23 protein-coding genes are annotated in these 22,259 nt (G+C 53.3%); 7 read left to right on the plus strand and 16 right to left on the minus strand.

Annotated features, from left to right (window positions below):
• Window positions 1-69 precede the first annotated feature (69 nt).
• On the plus strand, window positions 70-1,119 hold the full coding sequence (locus tag Q4E40_RS02180) for a nucleoid-associated protein (RefSeq protein WP_303409763.1): 1,050 nt from the start codon (window positions 70-72) through the stop codon (window positions 1,117-1,119).
• 130 nt (window positions 1,120-1,249) lie between these two features.
• Entirely contained in the window at window positions 1,250-1,681 is a 432-nt protein-coding gene (locus Q4E40_RS02185; RefSeq protein ID WP_303409764.1) for a hypothetical protein, read from the plus strand.
• A 53-nt stretch (window positions 1,682-1,734) separates the two neighbouring features.
• Here the strand turns inward: Q4E40_RS02185 and Q4E40_RS02190 are convergent, their stop codons facing one another.
• Entirely contained in the window at window positions 1,735-2,736 is a 1,002-nt protein-coding gene (locus tag Q4E40_RS02190) for a sterol desaturase family protein (protein ID WP_303409765.1), read from the minus strand.
• A 196-nt stretch (window positions 2,737-2,932) separates the two neighbouring features.
• Between Q4E40_RS02190 and Q4E40_RS02195 the strand changes: the two genes are divergently transcribed.
• Window positions 2,933-3,124, plus strand: coding sequence for a hypothetical protein (locus Q4E40_RS02195; protein WP_303409766.1), 192 nt, complete (start codon window positions 2,933-2,935; stop codon window positions 3,122-3,124).
• 62 nt (window positions 3,125-3,186) lie between these two features.
• On the opposite strand, the gene Q4E40_RS02200 is transcribed toward Q4E40_RS02195, so the two are convergent.
• The 4 genes from Q4E40_RS02200 to Q4E40_RS02215 all read right to left on the minus strand — a co-directional run bounded on the left by Q4E40_RS02200 (window position 3,187) and on the right by Q4E40_RS02215 (window position 6,278).
• On the minus strand, window positions 3,187-3,750 hold the full coding sequence (locus Q4E40_RS02200; RefSeq protein WP_303409767.1) for an HD domain-containing protein: 564 nt from the start codon (window positions 3,748-3,750) through the stop codon (window positions 3,187-3,189).
• Window positions 3,751-3,815: 65 nt separating this feature from the next.
• Complete coding sequence (locus Q4E40_RS02205; protein ID WP_303409768.1) at window positions 3,816-4,328, minus strand: RlpA-like double-psi beta-barrel domain-containing protein; 513 nt, start codon at window positions 4,326-4,328, stop codon at window positions 3,816-3,818.
• A gap of 398 nt (window positions 4,329-4,726) precedes the next feature.
• Window positions 4,727-5,449, minus strand: a complete 723-nt coding sequence (locus tag Q4E40_RS02210; RefSeq protein WP_303409769.1) for a TVP38/TMEM64 family protein — start codon at window positions 5,447-5,449, stop codon at window positions 4,727-4,729.
• Window positions 5,450-5,492: 43 nt separating this feature from the next.
• Window positions 5,493-6,278, minus strand: coding sequence for a rhomboid family intramembrane serine protease (locus Q4E40_RS02215; RefSeq protein WP_303409770.1), 786 nt, complete (start codon window positions 6,276-6,278; stop codon window positions 5,493-5,495).
• Window positions 6,279-6,507: 229 nt separating this feature from the next.
• Here Q4E40_RS02215 and Q4E40_RS02220 point away from each other — a divergent pair, with 229 nt between their 5' ends.
• The 3 genes from Q4E40_RS02220 to msrA all read left to right on the plus strand — a co-directional run bounded on the left by Q4E40_RS02220 (window position 6,508) and on the right by msrA (window position 9,824).
• On the plus strand, window positions 6,508-8,400 hold the full coding sequence (locus Q4E40_RS02220) for a glycoside hydrolase family 3 protein (RefSeq protein WP_303409771.1): 1,893 nt from the start codon (window positions 6,508-6,510) through the stop codon (window positions 8,398-8,400).
• 84 nt (window positions 8,401-8,484) lie between these two features.
• Window positions 8,485-9,183 carry a hypothetical protein gene (locus Q4E40_RS02225; protein WP_303409772.1) on the plus strand — a complete coding sequence of 233 codons (699 nt, stop codon included), beginning with the start codon at window positions 8,485-8,487 and terminating at the stop codon, window positions 9,181-9,183.
• A 98-nt stretch (window positions 9,184-9,281) separates the two neighbouring features.
• Window positions 9,282-9,824, plus strand: a complete 543-nt coding sequence (gene msrA / locus Q4E40_RS02230; RefSeq protein WP_303409773.1) for a peptide-methionine (S)-S-oxide reductase MsrA — start codon at window positions 9,282-9,284, stop codon at window positions 9,822-9,824.
• A 71-nt stretch (window positions 9,825-9,895) separates the two neighbouring features.
• Here the strand turns inward: msrA and Q4E40_RS02235 are convergent, their stop codons facing one another.
• The 11 genes from Q4E40_RS02235 to Q4E40_RS02285 form a co-directional block, all read right to left on the minus strand.
• Window positions 9,896-10,447, minus strand: coding sequence for an NUDIX domain-containing protein (locus tag Q4E40_RS02235; protein WP_303409774.1), 552 nt, complete (start codon window positions 10,445-10,447; stop codon window positions 9,896-9,898).
• A 22-nt stretch (window positions 10,448-10,469) separates the two neighbouring features.
• A complete protein-coding gene (locus tag Q4E40_RS02240) occupies window positions 10,470-11,489 on the minus strand; it encodes an SDR family NAD(P)-dependent oxidoreductase (RefSeq protein WP_303409775.1) in 1,020 nt (339 codons plus the stop codon).
• A 121-nt stretch (window positions 11,490-11,610) separates the two neighbouring features.
• Window positions 11,611-12,381, minus strand: coding sequence for an outer membrane beta-barrel protein (locus tag Q4E40_RS02245; protein WP_303409776.1), 771 nt, complete (start codon window positions 12,379-12,381; stop codon window positions 11,611-11,613).
• Window positions 12,382-12,584: 203 nt separating this feature from the next.
• A complete protein-coding gene (locus Q4E40_RS02250) occupies window positions 12,585-13,520 on the minus strand; it encodes a M28 family peptidase (protein ID WP_303409777.1) in 936 nt (311 codons plus the stop codon).
• Between the two features lie 55 nt (window positions 13,521-13,575).
• A complete protein-coding gene (locus tag Q4E40_RS02255; RefSeq protein WP_303409778.1) occupies window positions 13,576-13,785 on the minus strand; it encodes a hypothetical protein in 210 nt (69 codons plus the stop codon).
• Between the two features lie 214 nt (window positions 13,786-13,999).
• The gene (locus tag Q4E40_RS02260) at window positions 14,000-14,590 is read right to left on the minus strand and encodes a hypothetical protein (protein ID WP_303409779.1); all 591 of its coding nucleotides are present in this window, start codon (window positions 14,588-14,590) and stop codon (window positions 14,000-14,002) included.
• A 14-nt stretch (window positions 14,591-14,604) separates the two neighbouring features.
• Window positions 14,605-15,327 carry a head GIN domain-containing protein gene (locus Q4E40_RS02265; protein ID WP_303409780.1) on the minus strand — a complete coding sequence of 241 codons (723 nt, stop codon included), beginning with the start codon at window positions 15,325-15,327 and terminating at the stop codon, window positions 14,605-14,607.
• A gap of 103 nt (window positions 15,328-15,430) precedes the next feature.
• Window positions 15,431-16,342 (minus strand): M48 family metalloprotease, encoded by a 912-nt coding sequence (locus Q4E40_RS02270; RefSeq protein ID WP_303409781.1) that lies wholly within the window; start codon window positions 16,340-16,342, stop codon window positions 15,431-15,433.
• Window positions 16,343-16,475: 133 nt separating this feature from the next.
• The gene (locus tag Q4E40_RS02275) at window positions 16,476-17,087 is read right to left on the minus strand and encodes a hypothetical protein (protein WP_303409782.1); all 612 of its coding nucleotides are present in this window, start codon (window positions 17,085-17,087) and stop codon (window positions 16,476-16,478) included.
• Window positions 17,088-17,234: 147 nt separating this feature from the next.
• A complete protein-coding gene (locus tag Q4E40_RS02280; RefSeq protein WP_303409783.1) occupies window positions 17,235-17,984 on the minus strand; it encodes a YgaP-like transmembrane domain in 750 nt (249 codons plus the stop codon).
• 165 nt (window positions 17,985-18,149) lie between these two features.
• A complete protein-coding gene (locus Q4E40_RS02285) occupies window positions 18,150-20,408 on the minus strand; it encodes a Tex family protein (RefSeq protein WP_303409784.1) in 2,259 nt (752 codons plus the stop codon).
• A gap of 240 nt (window positions 20,409-20,648) precedes the next feature.
• Here Q4E40_RS02285 and Q4E40_RS02290 point away from each other — a divergent pair, with 240 nt between their 5' ends.
• Complete coding sequence (locus Q4E40_RS02290; protein WP_303409785.1) at window positions 20,649-22,007, plus strand: neutral/alkaline non-lysosomal ceramidase N-terminal domain-containing protein; 1,359 nt, start codon at window positions 20,649-20,651, stop codon at window positions 22,005-22,007.
• Window positions 22,008-22,259: the final 252 nt, after the last annotated feature.

Here is a 22,259-nt window from a genome sequence, read left to right on the forward strand (position 1 = left end):
TAGGCTTGTTTGCACCTTACCTTTGCAGCCCCTCGGCCCACAGTCAGGCCAGGTATAAGGTATAGGAAGATGAATGACAAAAGACAGGTGCGGCTCAACAGGCTGGCCGTGCACCGGGTAGGCAACAAGGCGAAGGAAGAAGGCGTGATCGTTTCGAAAGAACTGGTTGATCTGCGGGACGAACAACTGAGCGACCTGCTGACCAACTACTTTCTGGCCCCCTTTAAGCAGGAGGAGTTTTTCCGTTTTCACCATACCTCCGACCTCGCCCTGAACGAGATGTTCGCCTATTCGGCCCTGATATTTACGGAGCCGCAGAAATTCCTGGAATATTCGGTGCACGTGCTCAACCACCTCTACGAACAGTCGGACCACCCCAAGGTGAAGAGCGGCGAGTTGTACGTGGTACATTTGTCGGGCTGCCTGATGGAAGACGACATTGTGGACGCGATCGGTATTTTCAAGTCGGAGAACAAAGACACTTTCCTGACCTTTCAGGAAGAAGACGATGACCTGAACATGAATTACCATTTCGGAGTCAACATCAAGAGCGTGGACAAAGGCTGCCTGATCTTCAACACCGAGGCCGAAGACGGTTTCCGGGTGAAGATCGTGGACGCCAACAGCACCGACGCCGTGTTCTGGAAAGAGGACTTTCTGCACGTGACGGAGCTCAAGGACACCAACTTCAATACCAAAACGGCGCTCAACCTCTGCAAGGATTTTTCGGAGGAGGTGTTTGCCCAGACAGATAGCAAAAAAGCGCAGGTAGATTTTATCAGCCGCTCCGTCGACTACTTTTCCAAAAGCGAGACCTTTGACCTGGAGGAATTCACGAGCAGCGTGATCGACGAGCCGGAGACGGCAGAGCGCTTCAAGAACTATACCCAGGCCTTTGCCGAGGAGCGCGACATCGAGGGCTTCACCGACTTTGCCATCAACAAGAACACGGTGAAGAACATGAAGCGCAAGTTCCGCAACTTCATCAAGCTCGACACCCAGATCGAGATCAAGTTCAGCGGATATAACCCGGAGCAGAGTGAGCAGTACGTGGAGCGCGGCTTCGACCAGGAGCGCGGCATGCATTTCTACAAGGTATACTTCCACTCCGAGTCGTAGCGTTATTTGCCCGGCAGACAGGTATAGAAACTATACCTGCACGGGCCTTGTTGCAGAAAGACATGGACTTAAAATACCGGAACAGTATTTGATATAGAAGAAAGCACCTATGATCAGCTTTAAAAGAGATATGAAAAAATCAGTTTTGGCCACCTTACTTTTCGCCTTTGCCGCAACGGCTGTGTTTGCACAGGCGCCCGCTCAAAAGGCAGGCACCACGCAAAGCGCCCCTACCACATTGGAACAGCGCGCCGATGAGATTACGGCCGGCATGGTCAAGAACTTGCGCCTTACCCCGAAGCAGGCTGTCGAGCTAAAAGACGTCAACCGAAGCAGCATGAAGTTTGCGGAGGCAGCCCGCAAAAAGTACCGCGATAATCCCCCAAAACTGGCCCAGCAAATGGACATGATCAGCCAGACAAGGCTTTCACAGATCAAAGACATCCTGACCGAGCAGCAGTTTACCCAGTACCAGTCGCGCCGCGAGGAGAAGATGGGGGTCCCGCGTGAGGCCAGAAGCAACTCCAGCCAGGGCCAGGGCCAGCAGTACGACAACTACTAACCTACAGGTATAGGTTTATAGAAAAGCATGGCAGTCGCCGTGCTTTTTTTATGTCAGCCCACCTGCCGGTTTTCTGGCTGGCTCATCTGCTCTTCCAACTCCGGATCGTCAGGTATAGCCGTGGCCACCTTCAAGGCCGGCACCGCTTCGAGTGCCTCTGCTGCTTGTAAAGCCCGGGCTTCCCGCTCCCGCTGGTAGCCCGTCACAACAGCTCCCGGGGGTTTGAACAGGACATCCCACGCCTCCCCAATAGACCGGGTATGCCGCAGGTCTTTCCAGATAGCCACCCATTCGTGAAACACGAGGTAGAAGGGATTGTAGGAGGCAACAGGTGTTGTGAGGCCGTATATAGGCCTCTCCTCCTCCTGCTGAAAAGTACCAAACACCCTGTCCCAGATAATGAAAGTGGAGCCGTAGTTCTTATCGATGTACTTGGGGTTGGACCCGTGGTGCACGCGGTGATGGGAAGGGGTCACGAAAAAGTACTCCACCGGTGCAGGCAACTTTCGGATCAGCTCGGTGTGCACCCAAAACTGGTAAAGCACAGCCAGTTGATGGCAAACGAAAAATGTGAAGGGATCGAAACCGAGGAAAGGCACCGGCAGGAAAAACAGGAACTTGAGGGGGGATGTCCAACTGGTGCGCAGGGAAATCGCAAAATTCATTTTCTCCGACGAATGGTGCGTCACATGCGTCGCCCACCAGAGCCGCTGCTCGTGCGATACACGGTGCGCCCAGTACCTCAGAAAGTCCACCGCTACAAACCCGACTAAAAAGCCCCACCATGACCTGGGTATAGCCCAAGGCACAACATTGTAAATCATCATAGAGGATGTGAAAAGCACGATCCTTACGCTTGCTCCCACAATGGCACTGCCCGCACCAATCCAAAGCGCAGCCATAAAGTCCTGCTTCTCATAGTAGTTCCGCTTCTTCTTTACGCCCACATACCACTCAATCAAGACTGAAGCCACAATGACAGGCGCTGCCAGGTGCAGGATGGTTAAGTTATCCAGCTCAGCGATCTGCTCTATTGTGAAGACTTCCTTCTCCATAAGCTTTCAGGTTTGTGCAGAGGTATAGCCTTTTGTAACGGTGGCATTCACAAAGGGTTAAGCAAAAACACACAAGCATTGGCCGGCTTGAGAAGCCAAATTTCCTACCTATTCCGCTCTCAGCATGGCTCCGGAACGAGCGCTGGCATTGATTTTATGGAAAACACTCCGTATTCTTGCCAAAAGGTTAAGTTATATGAACATCCGCAAGAAAGTAAGAATGAACATACCTGCCGGCGTCGACCGCTATGCCGCCATCAACTTGTTTGTGAAAGCCGCCGAGAAGGAGAACTGGAGCGAACAGGAGATTCAGTTTGTGATCGATGAAGTGGTGGAGGCGGAGGATAATGCCAAAGGCCTGGAGGCGCTGGGGTACTACCTGGCTTAAAAAAAAACCGTGCCGGCGCAGCAACTGCACCGACACGGCTTATAGCGTAGTTAGCGTAAATTTCAGGCCTCGTTTTGCTCAGTTGGCTCGAGTTGCAGTTCAGCTTGGTGCTGTTGCAGCACATTGATGATGAAGTCGATGTGCTCTTTAAGATCCACGCCGAAGAGCTCAGCACCTTTCCGCACTTCTTCCCGGTCAACGGAGGCGGCGAATCCACTGGTTTTCAGTTTCTTCATCACCGACTTTGCCTCCAGCCCTTCCAACCGTTGTGGCCGCACCTGCGCGCAGGCCACGATAAATCCGGTTATCTCGTCGCAGGCAATCAGGGCTTTGTCTAGGGTGGTTTCGTAGGGCACGCCCCAGTGGGTATAATGCGCCGAGATGGCATGGGCGATGCGCTCCTCCCCTTTCCCGCGCAGCAGGTCTACGATCACGTTTGGGTGTTTGTCCGGGTAGGCCTGGTAGTCGGCATCGTGGAGGAGACCGGCTATGGCCCACTCGTCAGGGTTCTCTCCCATTTTGCTGGCGTAGGCCTCCATTACCAGTTCTACGGTGCGGGCATGGCGTAGCAGGCTCTCACTGGTAGTCATTTGCTCCAGTATGGTGCTGGCTTCTTGTCTTGTCATAGGTAGTTTGGGCTTTTCCAAACCGAATGTAGCAAATTCAGCTTATACCTGCACACCAGACAAGCTTAATCCTTCATGGCAAAACCGTAGTAGCTTGGCTGGAAATCGATCTCACTCTCATCGGGGAATTCGGATTTGGCAATTTTGACGTTTTCCCACCGGCCATAGATGTTATCCTTGCGGCCCACCAGAATATCGATGCGGTGGCGGAAGCGGCGGTTCATGGTATCCCGGACAATGTACTGCCCATCCAATTCGTCTGAGACACCGCGCACCCAAACGGTGTCGCCATATTGTATATCACCGCCCCAGCGTGTCAGCATGTCGCGTGAAAGGGCAATCCAGCGGTGTTTTTTAGGGTTTTTGGGGTTGATGCGGGAGCCGTCGGCTGTGATGAGGGGATTTCCGTCGGTCTGGTTTTTCTCAGGGTAGTAGACGGTGGCCGTTACAGTAAAAGCTTCTGGGTACTCGGGATAATCAGGGTATTCTTGTACTTTTTCTATGAGTCGGGGTGATATCAGTTCTTGCTCCTTTACCTCGCTCGGAGGGTTTGAATCTTCAGGTTCCAGGATGGCCATTTCATCAGAAAAAGTTACAAAAATGGAAATCACTACTGCGAGTATTTTGACCCTAAACATATTCAGTCCATTTCGTGAAACATCATTTCTATAATAATAAACCGCTTAAACGGCGGGTTTAGAAATTAAGTTTTGGGAGACGGACGATTTTTGGACAGTTAATGTGTGAGGATTTTAATCATAAAAAGCCCTATATACAGGCAGCGGATTCGAAATTCAAAGTTCTGGGCGTTGAAAGTATGTGAGCGCAAAAATTATAATTATCACTAAAAATTCATAGTATAAATTAAAAATATTGCATTACTATGTCGTAGTAATCACAGCTTTTTAGCTGTATAGCTCCCTCTAAATTGTAATTTACAAAGCTAGTTTATCGGAGCCATTTTGTATGGAATTGTCTAGTCTTGGTGATACCGTTTCTTTCTGTATTTGTCATAAATCACATACCCGATAAAGAGCACCAAACTTACCCCTCCTACCCAGATCAATCCGTTCATGAGGCGGTCGTTATCTTCGCCGAGCCAGGCCAGCAGTAAGGTGAGCGGTGTTATACCTGCTATGGTGGCGCCGATAAATTTAAAATAGCTCATTTTAGTGATGCCGGCCACAAAGCTGACCGCGTCATTAGACAAGAAGGGAGAGATACGGGCGACAATCACAGCCCAGATCCCGTAGTCCGATACAAAGCCCAATACCTTTTCTTCAGCCTTATGACCAATTATCTTGCGCACGCCTGCCTCACCTAGTCCCCGTCCGATAAAATAACCGATGGTAGAAGCCACCAGCACAGCAGCGATGGCGATCAGTGAGCCCCAGAAGGGCCCGTAAGCGATAATGGCCACCAGCATGAGGGCCACGACATTCACCACCACCAAGAACATCTGCGCGACCATGGCCAGAACAATAAAGATTGGTCCCCAGAAACCGAACTGCTCTACCCAGCTGGAAATACGCGCTTCGTCCCCGCTCGTCAGTACGTCCCAGCCTTCGTTAATATTCGCCTGAAAACCGGGAAAAATGAAATAAGAGAGGATCAGCAGTGCGATAATGCCTGCCGTTATGACCAAAGGCCATTTGCTTTGTTTTACATCTTCTTGTGTGGCGGCGGTGTTTTGCGACATAAGGAATTGTTTCTGTGATTAGACGCAGGTTACACTGTTCGGGTTAGGTTTCCAGCATACCTGTTTTGGTGTTCAGCCTGGCTTTCTGGTTATACTTTTTAGTTGGCTCATCGCTGGCCAGCGTGTAGCGCCAGGTATAATGCTGTCCGGCAAGCGTGCTGCTCTGGTGGCTTTGCTGTGCCAACAGCTCCCCCCGACTAAGCGGTGGTTCAACAGGTATAGCTGGCTGCTGTTTGTCAACATGCTCCCCGTAAAGCATGGCTGCTACAAGTCCTGCCAGCAGTCCGCCCAGGTGGCCTTCCCAGGAGATATGTTCCTCAGAGGGAAACAAGCCATAGAACAGGCCGCTGTACAGAAATAAAATAGCCAGCGAAATAGCCAGCCCGGCCCTGTCGCGACGCATCACCCCGTTGAACAGCAGATAGCCGGCCAGGCCGTATACCACGCCGCTCGCCCCCACGTGGTAGGCGTCCCGGCCGATAAACCAGGTAAACAAGCCGCTCAGCACGTAGACCAGCACAAACACACGCAGCGCAACCGGCCGGTGCAGAAACAGGATAAAGCCCGAGAGCAGCACCAGCGGAAATGAATTGGATAGCAGGTGGATGAGTCCCGAGTGGATGAGTGGCCCCAGGAACACGCCAACCAAGCCCAGAAAGTCGCGCGGGTGAATGCCGAGCCAGGCCAGGTTCACGTCATTGAGGTATGAGAGCAGCGCCACCAGCCAGATGAGCCCTACGAACAAAGTGCCCGGCAGAAAACTGTAGGCAAAGCGCTCGTGTTCGGCTTTCAGGTCCTGGCGGCTTTGAATAGGGGTTGCTTGCATCATGGGTCAGCGTCTGGAGAAGGTATAAATCTCTCCTGGTGGTGTGGTCTGGCTATACGTACTGGGGCGCCGGCAGGGCCTACCCTCATCATACCTGTTCAGCAGCAAGATACGGGCTGTCAGTCAGAATTAGTATGCGTTATCCGTACTTTTCACGTTCTATACCGTATCAGTTCCATTTCGGCCATGCCCTGGAGCGTATAAGGCCTATAGTTATAAACCAAATCCAATATTGAGAAGAAATAAAGGTGATTTCATCACGCGTACCATGCAAGCTAACCCTTTTCACCCGATTGCCAGCCGCCTGTCAGCACTATACCTCAGCCTTCTGTGCTGTATGCTGCTGTTGAGCTCCTGCGAGAGCACCGATACCAGCGGGACGGCCTATGCGCGTGACGAAGAGGGGCAGCAGGAGTTTTTCCCGGAAGAAGTCCCTTATACCCGACCAGGCACGCTGATCGAGGCGATCGAAAATCCCTCGCCCTGGGTAGACTCTGTTTTCCGGACGCTGAGCCCGGAAGAGCGCATCGCGCAGCTGATTGTCATTGAGGCTTTTTCGAACAAAGGCCCTAAGTACGAGGCGGACGTGATGAACCTGGTAAAAAGGTATAAGGTGGGCGGCATCATCTATTTTCAGGGTGGACCCGTGCGGCAGGCTGTCCTCAACAACCGACTACAGGCCGCCTCCAAAGTGCCGCTCCTGATCTCGATGGATGCTGAAACCGGGGTGGGCATGCGACTCGACAGCACCGTGCAGTATCCTTTCCAGATGATGATGGGCGCCATAGAAGACAATGGCCTGATCTACCGCATGGGGGCCGAGGTGGCCGAGGAGTTCAAGCGGCTGGGCATGCACGTCAACTTCGCTCCCGTGGCCGATATCAACAACAATCCCCAGAACCCCATTATCGGTTACCGCGCCTTTGGCGAGGACAAACTGGACGTTACGGCCAAAAGCCTGGCCTACATGCGCGGCATGCAGGAAAATGGCATCATTGCGGTGGCCAAGCACTTCCCTGGCCACGGCGACACGGATGTGGACTCGCACTACGACCTGCCCATCATTCCGCATGACCGCGACCGGCTCGACTCGCTGGAGCTATACCCTTTCCGCGAACTGATCAAGCATGGCATCGGGGGCATCATGGTGGCGCACATGCACATGCCCGAGCTCGACACGACCATGAACCTGCCCTCCACCCTTTCCAAACCCATCGTGACCAACCTGCTCAAGAAAAAACTGGAGTTCAAGGGTCTGGTCTTCACCGATGCCATGGTCATGAAGGGCGTAACCAAGTACTTCCCACCCGGTGAGGCGGAGGCGCGCGCCCTGATCGCGGGCAACGATGTGCTGGAGCGCCTCAACAGCGTGCCCAAGGCCATTCAAGCCATCGAGCAGGCGATTGCCCTGGGGTACATCACGCAGGAAGAAATTGACCGTCGCTGTAAAAAGATGCTGGCCGCCAAGGCCTGGGTAGGGCTGGACAGGTATATGCCCATTGAGCTGGAGAACCTGTACGAAGACCTGAACCCAGGTATAGCCGACAGCACCAACCATGCACTTGCCGAAGCCGCCATGACCCTGCTCAACAACCGGAAGAACTTTCTGCCCATCCGCCAGAAAAAGCGCCAGCGCATCGCCACGCTCTCTTTTGGTGTGGTGCGCCCCAGCATTTTCCAACGCGAGGTAAACAAGTATGCCCGCATCGACGCCGATTTTGTGATCTCCCGAAAGGCCAATGCCAAAGAAATAAAGCAAATGAAGCAGAAGCTCAAAGGCTACGACCTGGTAGTGGTAGGGCTTTATGGCCCCAGTGTCACGCCAAGCAACCGGCTGGGCTACTCCAAAGAAGCAGTTGGGTTTGTGACGGACCTGGCACGCTCGGACAGGTCCATCATGACGCTCTTTGACAACCCCTATACCTTGAACCAATTCCCGGACATCCACAAGAGCCGCGTGCTCATACTGGCTTACCAGGCCCACATGCACGCGCAAGTGGCGGCGGCCAAACTCCTGTTCGGCAAAATACCTGCCCGCGGCAGGCTGCCCGTTACCGTAAACGAGCACTACCAGTACGGCCATGGTATCAGCAAAGACAAACCCCTATTGGCCGTTAGCCCCTAATAAGTATCTTGTATGAGTGCTTTGCGTATGATGGCAAGTATAGGCATCGCCTGAAAACACCAACCCTAAAACTTTGAAAAAGAAATGCTTCACACTAGAACAACATACCTGATTTGCCTCCTGACAGCCCTGCTCCTTTGGGGCTGCGAAGGCAACCGCACGGCGCAGGAGACAGAAGAAATAACCGTGGACGTACCTGAAGACACTGCCCGCGTAGAACGTACGGGCCGCACCGTGGGTGAGCGCCTGGAGTCGCTGCGAGGCTGGATGAACGAGAAAGTGGAACGTGGCGACACGGCCATTCAGCGGGAGATGCCGGAAATAAAAGAAGATTTCCGGGTGCGATCCGCAGAAATTGAGCAGAACCTGGACAGCCTTTCCGTCGAATCCAAGGCAGAATACGCCCGCCTGAAGGAACGCTACGAACGCTGGGAGAACCGACAGGAAAGACGGTTGAACACGCCGCTGGACCGTGCAGAGCTGGACCAGTGGGAAGAGCAGCTGCTCCGCGAATTTAAGGATATCGAAAACATAGCACCGCAGGACATGCGCGAGGCGTATCTCACTTTTATGGGCGTTATCCGGGCCAAGCGCCGCAACTGGACGCAGCACGACTGGGACTATGTGGACAATGTGTATGGCCAGCTGAACCTGCGCCGCGGCCAGGTAGAAAACCAGATTTCGAACAGCGACAAGCTCAAGATCAGGGCCTTGCAGGCCGAGTACCTGACCCTGGAAGGAGCCGCTGACGCCCAGAGTACGATGCGAAACATGCGCAATTAAAACTATTGGAGGGCTTATTGGTTTAGTCCTTATACCTTTGCACAGGTACAGCCAAAGGTTTTTGGCTGATTGCCTATACCTACATTAAAGCGAAAAAGATGGAAAAAGCGACATTTGGAGGAGGATGCTTCTGGTGTACCGAAGCGGTGTTTCAGGAGCTGGCAGGCGTGCAGAAAGTGGAGTCGGGCTATGCGGGCGGGCACATGGAGAACCCCACCTATAAGCAGGTGACCTCCGGCACTACGGGTCATGCCGAAGTGCTGCAAATCACCTACGACCCGGCCACTATCAGCTACGATGAATTACTAGAGGTATTCTGGAAAACCCATGACCCAACCACGCTGAACAGGCAGGGCAACGACATCGGGCCGCAGTACCGCTCCATCGTGCTCTACCACAACAACGAGCAGCGCCAAAAAGCTGAGCAATACCTAAAGGAGCTTGACGCTTCAGGTGCCTTCGATGACCCGATCGTGACAATGATCGAACCTTTGCAGGAATTCTACCCGGCCGAAGACTATCATACGAATTACTTCAACACCCACGGTCACGAGCCTTATTGCAGTTTCGTGATCCGGCCGAAGGTGGATAAGTTCAGAAAAGTGTTTGCGGATAAACTGAAGCCCGGCACAATCAGGTAAGCTGCCATCAACAAAAAGCGTCAGCTGCTCATACGAGTGGCTGACGCTTTTTATAACTGTATACTTTGCTTTTAGCCTTGTAGCTGCACCCATTGCTGGGCGATGATGGTCTTGGCATCGGTAAAGCTTTCTTTCAGAAGTTCTTCCCGGGTATAGCTCACCAGTTCAATGTGCTCGTGCTCGTCGTCCTTGCCGCCGCCTTCAGCATGCTGATGCGATACCTCGGCGTAGTACAGCAGCACTTTCTCGGTCGTGCCACCTGGCGAGGAGTAAAAGGTATGCAGGTGCTGCAGGCTGTCTACGCTGTAGCCAATCTCTTCCTCTATTTCGCGGGCAATGCTGGTTTCCGGGCTCTCGCCTTCGTCCACCATACCTGCCACCACTTCCACCAATTCCGATTCAGAGCCTACCCGAAACTGACGGGTGAGGATGTAAAGCTGTTTCTCCGTGTCGTATACCATGGCGGCCACAGCGGTACCCCGGTCAAATTGCTCCCGCGTAAAGGTATGGCCGTTCTGGGCAACGGTCAGTTTATAAATCTTGAAGTAGCCGTCGTAGGCCGTCTCTCTCTTTTTGATTTCCATAAGGGCGAATATAGGCAAAGCCAGGGTATAGCCTGCCATCAGATATTGGTTAATGTTCGTGTTACAGTTCGTTGTTGCGGAAGGCTGCTTTCTGGGTGCGCTCCGTCAGGCCGGACATGGAAAGCGGTGTCTCACTCTCATAGCCCTTCTTGGCCCGCTGCTCTCCGGTTGGTCCCGGCAGCATGCGGTTGAGCAATGCAAATACATCCGTTGTGGTTTCCGGGGAGAGCCCATGGATGAAAGCACCAATTTTGGCAGGTATAGACGTCACCACTTCAGCATCGCCATTCCGGCAGGCATCCAGAATCGATTTGGCAGAATCTTCCGCGCTGATGGAAGTAAGCGGGCTTGAGTCCATGATCTTAAACAATGTATATTCCTCTTCGTGTTGCCCCTTGACGTTGGCATGCCGCGGACTGCCGGTCTGCATCAGGCCCGGAGAGGCGCAGGTGACAATAATATTATACTGCTTCAGCTCAGCACGCAAGCCTTCGGATAAGCCAACCAGGGCGAATTTGCTGGCGCTGTAAGGCACCAGGTGCGGCACACCCAGTTTTCCGCCAATGGAGGCAATGTTCAGGATACGTCCGCCGCCGCGGGTCTTCATGGAAGGCAGCACGGCCAGAGTGGTATACAGCGGTCCCCAGAAATGCGTCTGCATCGCCTCCTCAAAGTCTTTCACGGTCATCTCCTCTAGCGGTCCCGCCGTGATGATGCCCGCGTTGTTGATCAGCACGTCGATCTGGCCAAACTCCCGCTGCACCCGTTCGATCATCTGCTCTACCTGCGCCTGCTGTGTTACATCGCAGGGGAGCACCAGTACGTCGGCCCCATTCCCTGCCAGCTCCATGCGGGCGTCTTCCAACTGCATTTCATCGCGGGAGCACAGCACCAGCCGGGCACCCTCCTTGGCCAGTTGCCGCGCCATCACAAAGCCCAGTCCGCGGGCACCGCCCGTTATCAGCACTGTTTTGTTTCGGAAGCTGTAGGCATTCAGTTTGCGGTTGATGGCACGGGCTGCCAGCAAAGCGCCTGCTCCGGCCGCCAGCCACCACAGGTTTCTTTTCTGTTCTGTTTTCATAGCATTGTAGGTATAACGGGTATAGCCGGAAGCAGCATACTGACAGCTGTTCCGGCTTTTTGTCTACGGGAAGGCGGGGGATGTAGGTTCGCGGATCGGGAACGGGCAGGTATAGCGCTGCTTACTTTTTCTTTTTGAAAGGCTTTATACCTTGACGTTTGCTGGTGAACACCTCATTCTTAGGCATCGGGGTGTACAGTAGTTTGACGGACACCACGCCGTAGTGGTCTTTGTTGTTCTGACTTTGATTGTTGTTGTCGAGATAGTCTGTGGTAGTAAGATGGTACATGACTTCTGGCGCGATACTGATCTGGTCAGAGAAGCGGAACCTGATACCACCTCCAATCGGGATTACCCCGGCTATTGCAGGATATGACCTCAGTCGGTCATAAGTAATATCGGAATTTGGAGGCCTGTTGGTCGGATAAGAACTAGGAGTGTAGTATACGAAGCCAATCCCACCTTTTACAAAGGGGACAGCAAAGCGTTTGCGCAAAGAGCGATAGTTGTTTGATCCGGCGTAACTATCCATCAGATTGTATACCAGCATTCCAGACACATCTATTACCCTTGACTCAATAGTAATATTTTTCGAGTCTTTCGAAACCGCACTCAGTTTTAGATACTCGACTTCGCCATTGAATGACCAAAATGGATTATACTTGAACAAAGCACCTATGCTGAAGGCAGAGCCGATTTCGTTACAACCATAACTGCCGCATATATCGCTTTTCACAGCGGCTAGACCAGCTCCAGCTTGGATGACGAGTCCACGCTCGGGAATCTTACTTACACCCATGCGGCGAAATCCACTATTCTGCGCCTGTGCGGTATTGCAAAATAGAAAGGTGACCGAAAATAATAATAGAAGGAAGTAGCTGCTCCTGTTCATGCTTCAGACAGGTTTCTCATTAAGGTTTGTGTGGCTTGCAGCCCAGGTATTGGCCTTGGTGGGCTTGCTCCCCTTATCTACGCAGGGCCAAAAGAAAGGATCATTAAAATTTATGAATACATTATAATATAGCCATGATAATATAAATGGTGCTATACCTTCCTGTGTTGCGAAGCTGGTTTGGTAGATGCTAACCCCTACTACTAAAAGCCAGTCGTTGAAGCACTTGCACGGAGACTTGGGCGCTTTTTGTTCAGAAGCTGAACAAAGTCGATGACGAGTGCGGCCGCATCCGGATAAAAGGTGGGATTGATATTTTCGTACACATCCGTTGGCTTGTGGTAGTGCGGATGGTCCTCCACGCCGAAGTAAATGTAGGGAATCTGGCGCTTGTGGAATTGGTAATGATCTGACTGCCGTGTCCAGTCGTTCTTACCTTGCTCAGGCCGGTCGTGGCCTGTTAGAAGCCTGGCCTGTGGCCTTGGCTTTACCTGTTGCAGCAGCGGCAACAGGGCCGGATAGTGGTACGCACCACTGGCGTATAGCTCGCCCTTTTCATTCACACTGAGCATGTCCATGTTCACGTTCAGCTGCATCAGGTCGAGGGCAAGCGGTGAATTTTCCAGAAAGGCATTGGCGCCCTGCAGGCCCAGTTCTTCGCCATCGAGTGCGGCGAAGATCAGGGTATAGTATGGTTTGTTTTTCTTGAAATAAGTGGCAGCAGCCAATAGCGCCCCCACGCCGGAGGCATTGTCGTCGGCCCCGTTGTAGATCTCGCCCTTGCGCACGCCCACGTGGTCGTAGTGCGCCGTCAGGACGATGGCTTTGTCGGTTTTGCCAGGTATAAAGCCGATCAGGTTGACAGCTTCCTCTACTACGATGCTCCTCCCCTCCAGGCGGAAGGTATGGCGGTAGCTGTTGTTATAGGCCTGCAGCCCGATCTCGTTGAAACGCTTCTCAATGTACTCCTGTGCCATCCGGTTGCCCTCTGTGCCGCTCAGTCGGCCCGCCATCGAGTCGGCAGAAAGCACCTTTACGTCATGCAGCAGCAGTTGTGAATCGAGTACGGTTTTCTGAGCCAGGACAGAGAACTGCAGTGCACAGACAAGTAAAAGGACAAGGGAGAGGTGGCGTTTCATGGCTATTATTTTAAGCGAAATTACTATAAAATCGCCAACACGTCCTTACAAAATATTAGTTGTTCAGGACAGGCCAGGCTATCCAGCTTTTCTGGCGTGCCGAAGCTCGCTTTTGCTGCTCTGCCACACGGCGCTCTACTTCCTGTGTATAATTTCCGTCTTTCTCAAAAAGCTCGCCTTTCAGCACCCAGCCTGTTTTAACGTAGTCCTGTACTCTGGTTACAAGTGCCTGTAGGTCGTTTGCTTCGATTACGTCGAATTCCATGTTCGTTCCTGTTTTAGTGGTCTTACAAATGGTTGTCAGATGTGATTTAAACAAGGAGCGTGCCACTTACGTTCACCGGCTGCAAATGTTACAATAAATTTAAAACAAACTACATTTCTGCTTACTGAGGCCTCCGGATGGCCCTGAATATCGCTAAAAACAAAACGGACCGATCAGCAGACCGGCCCGTTTCAGCACAATAACTAATTGGATTCTAATTCTTTACATTGATAAAAGCGGGCAATTCTACCGGTCCTACCGAGGTCTGTATGGTCGGCTTGATCTGGAGCATCACATCCGGCTTGGTGGAGCCACCGGACTCGGAAAACATGGTAACCAGGCGCAATAAGTTATTTAAACTAGGTTTGCCATTTTCCTCGGCTATCTGAATGGGCGTGCGCACGTTAATGGTGTTAAGTCCATGCCGCAACTCCACCGGCTCGTCCACGATGCCGCTCAGCGTTTGCTTGCCATCCAGCAGCAATTGCCATTTCAGTTTGGTCACGGTCATGCTGCGATCCTGGCTGCCCTCGTCCAGTTCTACGTTCAACCCCAAGCTGGAGAAGGCAGACAGGTTGTTGTCCGAAAAGGCCGAAAGCAGCAGGGCCGCCTCACTGAAGGAGAAATCCTCGGGCCGCTTCTTGTTCAGCACATTCACGCCGTTCAGCTTCACTTCATTTATACCTGACAGGCTATACTTTGCTTCCTTAAAAGCATCAACATCGCTCTTGGTACCGCATGAGAATGCGAATAAGGCTATACCTAGCAGCAGGGCGAAGGTTAGGAGATTTGTCTTTTTGATCATTTGCTTTAAACTGCTCAGCGCTTTATTACTTTGCCTGAGCCTGAAATAGTTGAGTTAATAGTCGGATTTCCCTGGTAATACACGTTTCCGCTGCCCGAGATCGTAACGGCCAGTTCATTGGCAGCGTTTACCTCCACATTGCCGGAGCCGCTCAGCGCCACGCCGGCACTTCCACTGGGCATACCAAAGGACTTTACGTTACCGGAGCCGGACAGGCTGATATCCTGTGCGTCCGCCTCCCCGACCAGGTCGATATTGCCAGAACCGGTCAGTTTGCTGGTTAACCTGTCAGCCAGGGCATTTATTCGGAGAGAGCCGGAACCATCGAGCACAGCGCGGAAGTCACTTGCTTCGAATTCATCCAGCAGCTCTATTCGCCCCGACCCGATCAGTTCAGCGCTGCTCAGCTCTGGAACCGTCATCTGCACTTCCACGGTTTTGTGGCTGCGCAGGCATCTATCGAAGCTGAGATCCCAAACGCCGTTTGACACATTGGTACTGATCGCATCCAGCACATTGGGCTGCGCCCGTACCTCGATCCGCTGCGTCGCTCCCCGTCTAACAAACACACGGGTATCCCCGTTCACGCGCAGTCCGCTGACCGCATCTAGGTTAAACTCCCGGGTTTCCACATCGCCCTTTCCCCGGATACAATCTACTTCATCGCCGCAGGAGGTAGGCAGCACTACGGGCAGGATAAGCAAAAGCATCCAGCGCCCAAAATTAGCAGGTTTCATAGTTTTATGTAGCTTAATTAATATAGCAGGTTAAATAATCCTGCTACAGCTGCATAAAGCGGCCTGCTTCGTCCACTCAATAATTTAATGCCATCACTAATTTTTAGCTGAAATGCCCTACTCTTTGCCCGCGCTGGTTAACGAGCACACCACTGTCAGTCACAAACAGGCCCTGCAGGAAATCACTCTCGAAGTAAAAAGGATAATCGCGGTTATTGGTACGTTCCAGCTTGCCGATGACGCGGGCGCCCTGTTCAGTCATGTGCACCAGTTGCAGACGCGTGGTCAGGAAGAACTGCTCGTCGGGCGCATTATTGAACACCACTTTGCGCAGCACCAGCCTGCTGTCCAGTCCCTGTGCGACCGTATTAGCCCTGGGTTGCTGCTGCTGCATCTGCTCTCTTTCCTGCTGTGGCGGGCGGCTCCTAGTTGCCCTAGACTGTTGCTGCTGCCCGTTCGCACTGGCCATTAGCTGGGCGTCGGCATTGCCCCAGCCTTTGCTGATAGCTGCCAGCCGATAGTTGCGTCCCGGATGCGTAGCCGAGCTTCTTTCCTCTGACAACACCTGCATGGCAGCCTGCGCCTCCTCCAGGCTGGCTCCCATTTTGCGGAGCACAAAGCCCGAAAACTCATCGGCCTCCAATTCATCGGCGTGGTTACTGCCCTGGCTCGACAAGGTATGGCCGTTCAGGTGATGCCCGATCTCATGCGCCAGAATACTCACCCCGGCCCAGTCAGTGTGCACCGCGTTGTTGATGGCATTCAGAAAACGTTCGTCGTACAGGATATAGCGCTTGCCGTTGTGGATGACGGCGGCGGCATTCTCGATGTTGGCAGAGCGCACCTCAAAGCGCGGCTTGAGACCAATCACGTCAATAATCTCGCTGATCACGTCGCGGGGGGCGGCTTTGGCGGTGGTATAGGGCGCCGGACCAGGAACAGCTGCTGCCACCGCCGCAAATAGCGGAGTCAGGGCCAGTAGCAGGGCCAGGCAAGTGATGTTCAATCGATTCATAGGAGGTCCCTTTCTGTAGGTGGATAAACACAGCATATCCAAAACGAAAAATAAGTGGACGCTGGTATAGCTTGCTATGCAAGTACTTTGCCAGATTTATTCTTTTCGTTCAACCAGAGCGGGCACCTATACCTTATCTGAAGAAAGCCACCAAACTTCTCGGTTTGCTAACCGTGATAAAGGCGGGCGACTCAATATTTCCGACCGGTGTTTTAATCGTGGGCTTGATCTTGAGGGTAACCCGCTCCCGGATATCGGTTTTCTGTCCCAGCAGCGTAATCAGCCTCGACAGGCCTGTATAATTGGGCATGTTGCCATCGGATGTCAACCCCACTGGCGTGGCGACCGGCAGTTGGTTCAGCCCCTCATGCAGCACCATGGTTTCCTCGATGGTGCCGGTCAGCGCATCTTCTCCGTCTACTTCCAGCAGCCATTTCAGGCGTGTGATGGTAAGGTTCCGTTTATCCTCGCTTTGGTCCTGCAGGGCCACGTGCAATGCCAGGGTGGCGCTTAACTTCAGTGAGTTGCTGGTGACGGCCGTCAGCAAACTATCGCCCTCCGCATGCGTGAAGCCGCGTCGTTGCTGTATGCGCTCCTCCACATCGATTCCGTTGAGCCTGATCTGCTTTACACTTTGCAGACTATACCTTGCTTCTGTAAACGCCTTGATATCCTGTGCCTGCTTGCAGGACAGACCCGCTAGCAACAGAGCCAGCGACAGCGCAACGTTCCATACTTTATTCATCTACAAGGCATTATCATACATTCTGATATGCAAATAAAGCAATAGTTAGCAATAATTAATTCAGGTGAGGCACAAAAAAAAACAGGTATAGCCCGCGCCATACCTGCTTCCTATCGACTTTACTGTTTCTGTATACCTACAGATCGATCATGTTGCGCCGAGCGGCTGATGGTGCTTGTGCTTCTCCTCACCCGTTTCCATGTAGCGCTTGAAGTAACGCAGGTCCTTTTCCACCATCGTCTTGAGCATCGGATTGAGCATCTTGGCCGCTAAGCCTCCGACAGAACCCGCTGGCGGACTGTAAGAAATAACAGCCTGCACAATGGTGCCGTGGCCATCCGGCGAATCGGAGAAACGTACCTCCCCGGCATTGTCGATGTCGGAGTTTGGCAGGGAGCGCCAGGCGATCAGCTCGTTTTCCTTTTCGTGAATGATGTCAGCGTCCCAGGAAACAGTGCCCACACCTCCCGGAATCTTGGCCACCCAGTGCGAGCGCTGCGGCCCGTTGGACTGTACGCTTTCGAGGTGCTCCATGAACTTAGGCAGGTTCTCGAGCATGCGCCAGAACTGGTATACCTCTGTGCGGGGCCGCTCTACTGTAATGGTCTTGATGATGTCCACCGAAATGTCTTCGTTCTCTGCCGTGTCACGGCCAATCATGTTGTTAACGAAGCAAAAGCCGGTAAAGCCTCTAAAGAGTAACGCACCGCCTGCCAAAGCTGTGAGGATGCCGGCAGTACCGGATTGACGCAGTCCGACGAGTGCCAGCGCAGCGCCTCCCACAGCGGAAAGCACCCGCTCCGGACGGCTTACGTTGATGTGGCTCGACCCGGAAGCCGGCGGGAATATATGCTCCGTCTGGAGCATCTTGGAGTAATTGGCGTTGTATGTATCCATAGCTTATTGGTTTTGTTCTATTTCGTTATAATGGATACGTGCGTTGGGGCTATTATAGTTGCTGCGTGCAGTTTATATCTCCCTGCTATCAGGTATGGTCGGGCATACAAGCAAAAAGCCCCGGCTGCTCGCCGGGGCTTTCTCTATACCTGAGTCAGGTATGGCTTACTTAAACTTGCCTTTCAGCATGGCGAGTTTGGCCGCGAAATCGTTGGCTGGCTCCTCTTCGCGTTTGGTAGCGCCGGCTTTCTTGCCGCCACCTCCGCCTGAAGGTCTGGCTGCGGCAGGGTCGCCTTTCATGCTCAGGGAAATGCGTTTGCGCGGCACGTCCACCTCCAGCACGGTTACGTCTACCTTCTGCCCTACCTTCACCACATCATGTGGATTCGTTACGAAGCGGTCAGACAAATGGCTCACGTGTACCAGTCCATCCTGGTGCACCCCGATGTCCACGAAGGCACCGAAAGCGGTGATATTGGTTACCAGGCCCGGTAGTTTCATGCCCTCACGCAGGTCTTTCATCTCGTTGATGCCTTCCGTGAAGCTGAAGGCCTCAAAGGTCTGACGCGGGTCACGCCCCGGTTTAGCCAATTCACTGATGATATCCTGCAGGGTTGGCAAACCGACGGTATCCGTCACGTAGTTTTTGAGATTGATCTGCTTGCGCAGTTCGTCTTTCTGCATCAGGTCCTGCACGGTTACGCCCAGGTCTTTTGCCATCTGCTCCACGATCGGGTAACTTTCCGGGTGCACGGCTGAAGCGTCGAGCGGGTTCTTGGCATCACGAATTCTCAAGAAGCCTGCTGCCTGCTCAAAGGCTTTATCACCCAGTCGTGCTACTTTCTTCAGTTCCGTTCTGGTTTTGAACGGCCCGTTCTGGTTGCGGTACTCCACGATGTTCTGCGCAAGCGATGGCCCCAAGCCTGACACGTAGGTCAGCAGCTGCTTGCTGGCGGTGTTCACTTCCACACCCACGGCGTTCACGCAGCTCATCACCACGTCGTCCAGCGAGTGCTTCAGGGCCGTCTGGTCTACGTCGTGCTGGTACTGGCCCACGCCGATCGACTTTGGATCTATTTTTACGAGTTCGGCCAGCGGGTCCATCAGGCGGCGACCGATGGAAACAGCGCCACGCACGGTCACGTCCTGGTCCGGGAATTCCTCCCGAGCCACGTCAGAGGCGGAGTAAATGGAGGCGCCGCTTTCGTTCACCATCAGCACCTGCACCGAAGCAGGCAGTTTCAGGCTCTTCACGAAAGCTTCTGTCTCGCGGCTGGCCGTGCCGTTGCCGATGGCAATGGCCTCTACCTCAAAACGAGTTACCATATACCTGACAGCCTGCGCGGCTTCGCTTTCCTTGTGCTGACCCGTGTGCGGGTAGATCGTTTCGTTGTGCAGCAGCTTGCCCTGTTTGTCGAGCACCACCGACTTCACACCGGTCCGGAAACCCGGATCCAGCGCCAGCACCGTCTTCTGGCCAAGTGGCGAAGAAAGCAGCAACTGACGCAGGTTATCGGCGAATACGCGGATCGCCTCTTCGTCGGCACGTTTCTTAGAGGTCAGGCGTACTTCGGTTTCCATGCTCAGCTTAAGCATGCGCTTGTAGCAGTCCTTGGCGGCCAGTTTCACCTGTTGCGCAGCGGCATTGTTGCCCTTCACAAACATGCGTTCCAGTCGCTCAAGTGCCTCTTCCTCGTCCGGCTGAGCGCTGAGCAGCAGCACCATTTCGGTTTCGCCGCGGCGCATGGCCAGGATGCGGTGCGAGGGGGCCTTCTCGATCGGTTCTTCCCACTCAAAATAGTCTTTGAACTTCTGGCCTTCTTCTTCCTTGCCCATCATCACGCGGCTCTTGAAGGTGCCTTTCTTCTCGAAAAGCTGGCGCATGGTGGCACGCGCCTCGGCATTCTCGTTCATCCACTCCGCCATGATGTCGCGGGCACCGGCTAGGGCCTCTTCGGCATCTTTTACTTCTTTCTCTTCTGAGATATAATTGGCGGCCTCGGCCGTTACATCAAAGCTTTCCTGCTCAAACAGGCGCTGTGCCAGCGGCTCCAGTCCTTTCTCGCGGGCGATGGTGGCGCGGGTGCGGCGCTTCGGCTTGTAAGGCAGGTAAATGTCTTCGAGCACGGCCATGGTCTCGGCGGCCATAATGCGTGCCTCCAGCTCCGGCGTCAGCTTTTCCTGGTCCCGGATGGACTTGAGGATGCTCTCGCGGCGCTTGTCGAGCTCGCGCAGCTGCTCCAGGCGGTCGCGCACGGCGGCAACCTGCACTTCGTCGAGCGAGCCGGTCGCCTCTTTTCGGTAACGGGAGATGAAGGGCACGGTAGCGCCTTCGTCCAGCAAGGTTGCCGTGGCTTCCACCTGCTTAATGGTGATGGAAAGCTCGGTGGCGATCTTGATTAGGTGGTCAACGTTTAATTCCATGTATTTGGGTAAAGAGTAATCTAGCTGTAAGGCGGGAAAAAAGCACAAAGGAAGGTATAAACGCAGCCCTGCCTGATTCGCCCGCACATGTTCTCCTGTCTTGAGGTATACCTGCTCGCGTAAGGAACGTCAAATTTAACCGATATTGCCAGAAAGCGAAACATCTGAGGCCTGTAAATTGACCTGAGCCCCTAATTGGCTGTCATACTGTTTGCTAAATATTTTTATACCTTCGCAGGGTTGGGATTCCGGAAACAAAATAAAATCAGCCTGTGGGTGCTGCTAAGCCTGTTGCTTTGCGCCATGCAAAGCTGCGTGGTACAGCGCATCGACTACACGCCCTTTGCCCAAACCGATTACTACCGCCATACCTTGCAGGAGCTCGAAGGGCAGCCTCCCGTTACCAATAAGGCCGATTCGCTGCAGGTTGGCTGGTCCAAAGTAAACATCACCCCTCCAGTGGGCACCCCACTGGCGGGCTATGGCAAGCGCAAAGGACTAAGATACAGCACCGTGCACGACTCAGTGTGGGTGCGCACGTTCGCGTTTGACAATGGCCAGACCGAAGTCATTTTTGTGGTGCTGGACATGCTGATTGCCCCCATGACAGTAGCTGCTGCGCTGGAGAAGGAGTATGCTGCCATGGGACTTAGCCCCGGACAGGTATACCTGAGCGCCACCCATACGCATAGCAGCTTCGGAGGCTGGGGGCGGAAACTGGTGGGGAGATTGATGGCCGGCAGGTATAGCAAGCAACTGGTACAGCAGACGACAGCCCATATCGTGCAGAGCATACAGCTGGCCAGGCAAAACAAGCGACCTTCCAGACTCGGATACGGTATAGCCTATGCGCCCCAGCTGGTTCGCAATCGCCTGACAGGCGCTGTGTCCGGTAGAGATACGACAGTTCGGTTCTTCAAAATAGAGCAGGTTTCCGGTAAAACGGCCGTATTGGCCACCTTCGCTGCCCACCCCACCATCCTGCCGTCCATGGATCCGGTGCTTTCGCGCGACTACCCGGGCGAGCTGGTGGACCAGCTGGAAACAAGTGTGGACTTTGCTGCCTTTGCGGCCGGCGCGGTAGGCAGTCAGGCTGTGGTGGCACCGCATGGCGATACCTACGCAAGCACGGCTGCTGTGGGGCAGGAACTGGCAGCCGCTATATTGGAAAAACTGCCGGGAGTTGAGCTGCAGCACACAGCCCGCCTCTGCCATGCCAGGCACCCACTTATGCTGCCCAAGCCGCAGTGGCGTTTGAACACCAACTTGCGTTTTGCTCCCTTCCTGTTCCATTGGCTGTTCGGCAAGTACCCCACCTATATTAACAGTATGCAATTAGGCGAGGCTGTGCTGCTGGGTGTTCCGGCTGATTACTCGGGCGAATTTCTACCCCTACTCGAGCAACAGGGCCTGCCTATCGTGGTAACAGGGTTCAACGGTGGTTACATCGGGTATATAACACCTGACCGGCACTACCCATTGAAGAAGTATGAAACCCGATCGATGAACTTTTACGGTCCACAAAGCGGAAGCTATATGACGGAGATTTTAAGAAAGATAATGGACAGCTACCAACTAAAGGATGGCCGAAACAATTGAGCTTTAAAAATGTTTTAATTTTTTTTGTGCAATTTCAATGCAATATTCTAATCCGGTAAATTCTTTAAGCCAATAAATTTTATCCTGTTTCTCATTCTTAATACCCTATCCCGTACTTTAAAAAAATACAATATTTAGCACAAACAGGCCCACGTGTTTTTCCCTTATTCCCTTTCCTGTCTTCCCTGTCCGTGTCAGGACTGCTACTTGGCAAATAAAATGAGTAGTTAAGGCAGGTCTTCCTTCCATTGC

This window comes from Pontibacter coccineus (assembly GCF_030546575.1).
Lineage (GTDB): Bacteria > Bacteroidota > Bacteroidia > Cytophagales > Hymenobacteraceae > Pontibacter > Pontibacter coccineus.

Coding starts and splice junctions, on each gene's coding strand:
- Q4E40_RS02210 (WP_303409769.1), bottom strand. CDS start 5,449: ATGTCGCAAAACACCGCCGCCACACAAGAAGATGTAAAACAAAGCAAA.
- Q4E40_RS02235 (WP_303409774.1), bottom strand. CDS start 10,447: ATGGCAGGCTATACCCTGGCTTTGCCTATATTCGCCCTTATGGAAATC.
- Q4E40_RS02285 (WP_303409784.1), bottom strand. CDS start 20,408: ATGGAATTAAACGTTGACCACCTAATCAAGATCGCCACCGAGCTTTCC.
- Q4E40_RS02180 (WP_303409763.1), top strand. CDS start 70: ATGAATGACAAAAGACAGGTGCGGCTCAACAGGCTGGCCGTGCACCGG.
- Q4E40_RS02185 (WP_303409764.1), top strand. CDS start 1,250: ATGAAAAAATCAGTTTTGGCCACCTTACTTTTCGCCTTTGCCGCAACG.
- Q4E40_RS02205 (WP_303409768.1), bottom strand. CDS start 4,328: ATGGCCATCCTGGAACCTGAAGATTCAAACCCTCCGAGCGAGGTAAAG.
- Q4E40_RS02225 (WP_303409772.1), top strand. CDS start 8,485: ATGCTTCACACTAGAACAACATACCTGATTTGCCTCCTGACAGCCCTG.
- Q4E40_RS02270 (WP_303409781.1), bottom strand. CDS start 16,342: ATGAATCGATTGAACATCACTTGCCTGGCCCTGCTACTGGCCCTGACT.
- Q4E40_RS02245 (WP_303409776.1), bottom strand. CDS start 12,381: ATGAACAGGAGCAGCTACTTCCTTCTATTATTATTTTCGGTCACCTTT.
- Q4E40_RS02265 (WP_303409780.1), bottom strand. CDS start 15,327: ATGAAACCTGCTAATTTTGGGCGCTGGATGCTTTTGCTTATCCTGCCC.
- Q4E40_RS02190 (WP_303409765.1), bottom strand. CDS start 2,736: ATGGAGAAGGAAGTCTTCACAATAGAGCAGATCGCTGAGCTGGATAAC.
- msrA (WP_303409773.1), top strand. CDS start 9,282: ATGGAAAAAGCGACATTTGGAGGAGGATGCTTCTGGTGTACCGAAGCG.
- Q4E40_RS02200 (WP_303409767.1), bottom strand. CDS start 3,750: ATGACAAGACAAGAAGCCAGCACCATACTGGAGCAAATGACTACCAGT.
- Q4E40_RS02275 (WP_303409782.1), bottom strand. CDS start 17,087: ATGAATAAAGTATGGAACGTTGCGCTGTCGCTGGCTCTGTTGCTAGCG.
- Q4E40_RS02240 (WP_303409775.1), bottom strand. CDS start 11,489: ATGAAAACAGAACAGAAAAGAAACCTGTGGTGGCTGGCGGCCGGAGCA.
- Q4E40_RS02195 (WP_303409766.1), top strand. CDS start 2,933: ATGAACATCCGCAAGAAAGTAAGAATGAACATACCTGCCGGCGTCGAC.
- Q4E40_RS02260 (WP_303409779.1), bottom strand. CDS start 14,590: ATGATCAAAAAGACAAATCTCCTAACCTTCGCCCTGCTGCTAGGTATA.
- Q4E40_RS02280 (WP_303409783.1), bottom strand. CDS start 17,984: ATGGATACATACAACGCCAATTACTCCAAGATGCTCCAGACGGAGCAT.
- Q4E40_RS02215 (WP_303409770.1), bottom strand. CDS start 6,278: ATGATGCAAGCAACCCCTATTCAAAGCCGCCAGGACCTGAAAGCCGAA.
- Q4E40_RS02255 (WP_303409778.1), bottom strand. CDS start 13,785: ATGGAATTCGACGTAATCGAAGCAAACGACCTACAGGCACTTGTAACC.
- Q4E40_RS02250 (WP_303409777.1), bottom strand. CDS start 13,520: ATGAAACGCCACCTCTCCCTTGTCCTTTTACTTGTCTGTGCACTGCAG.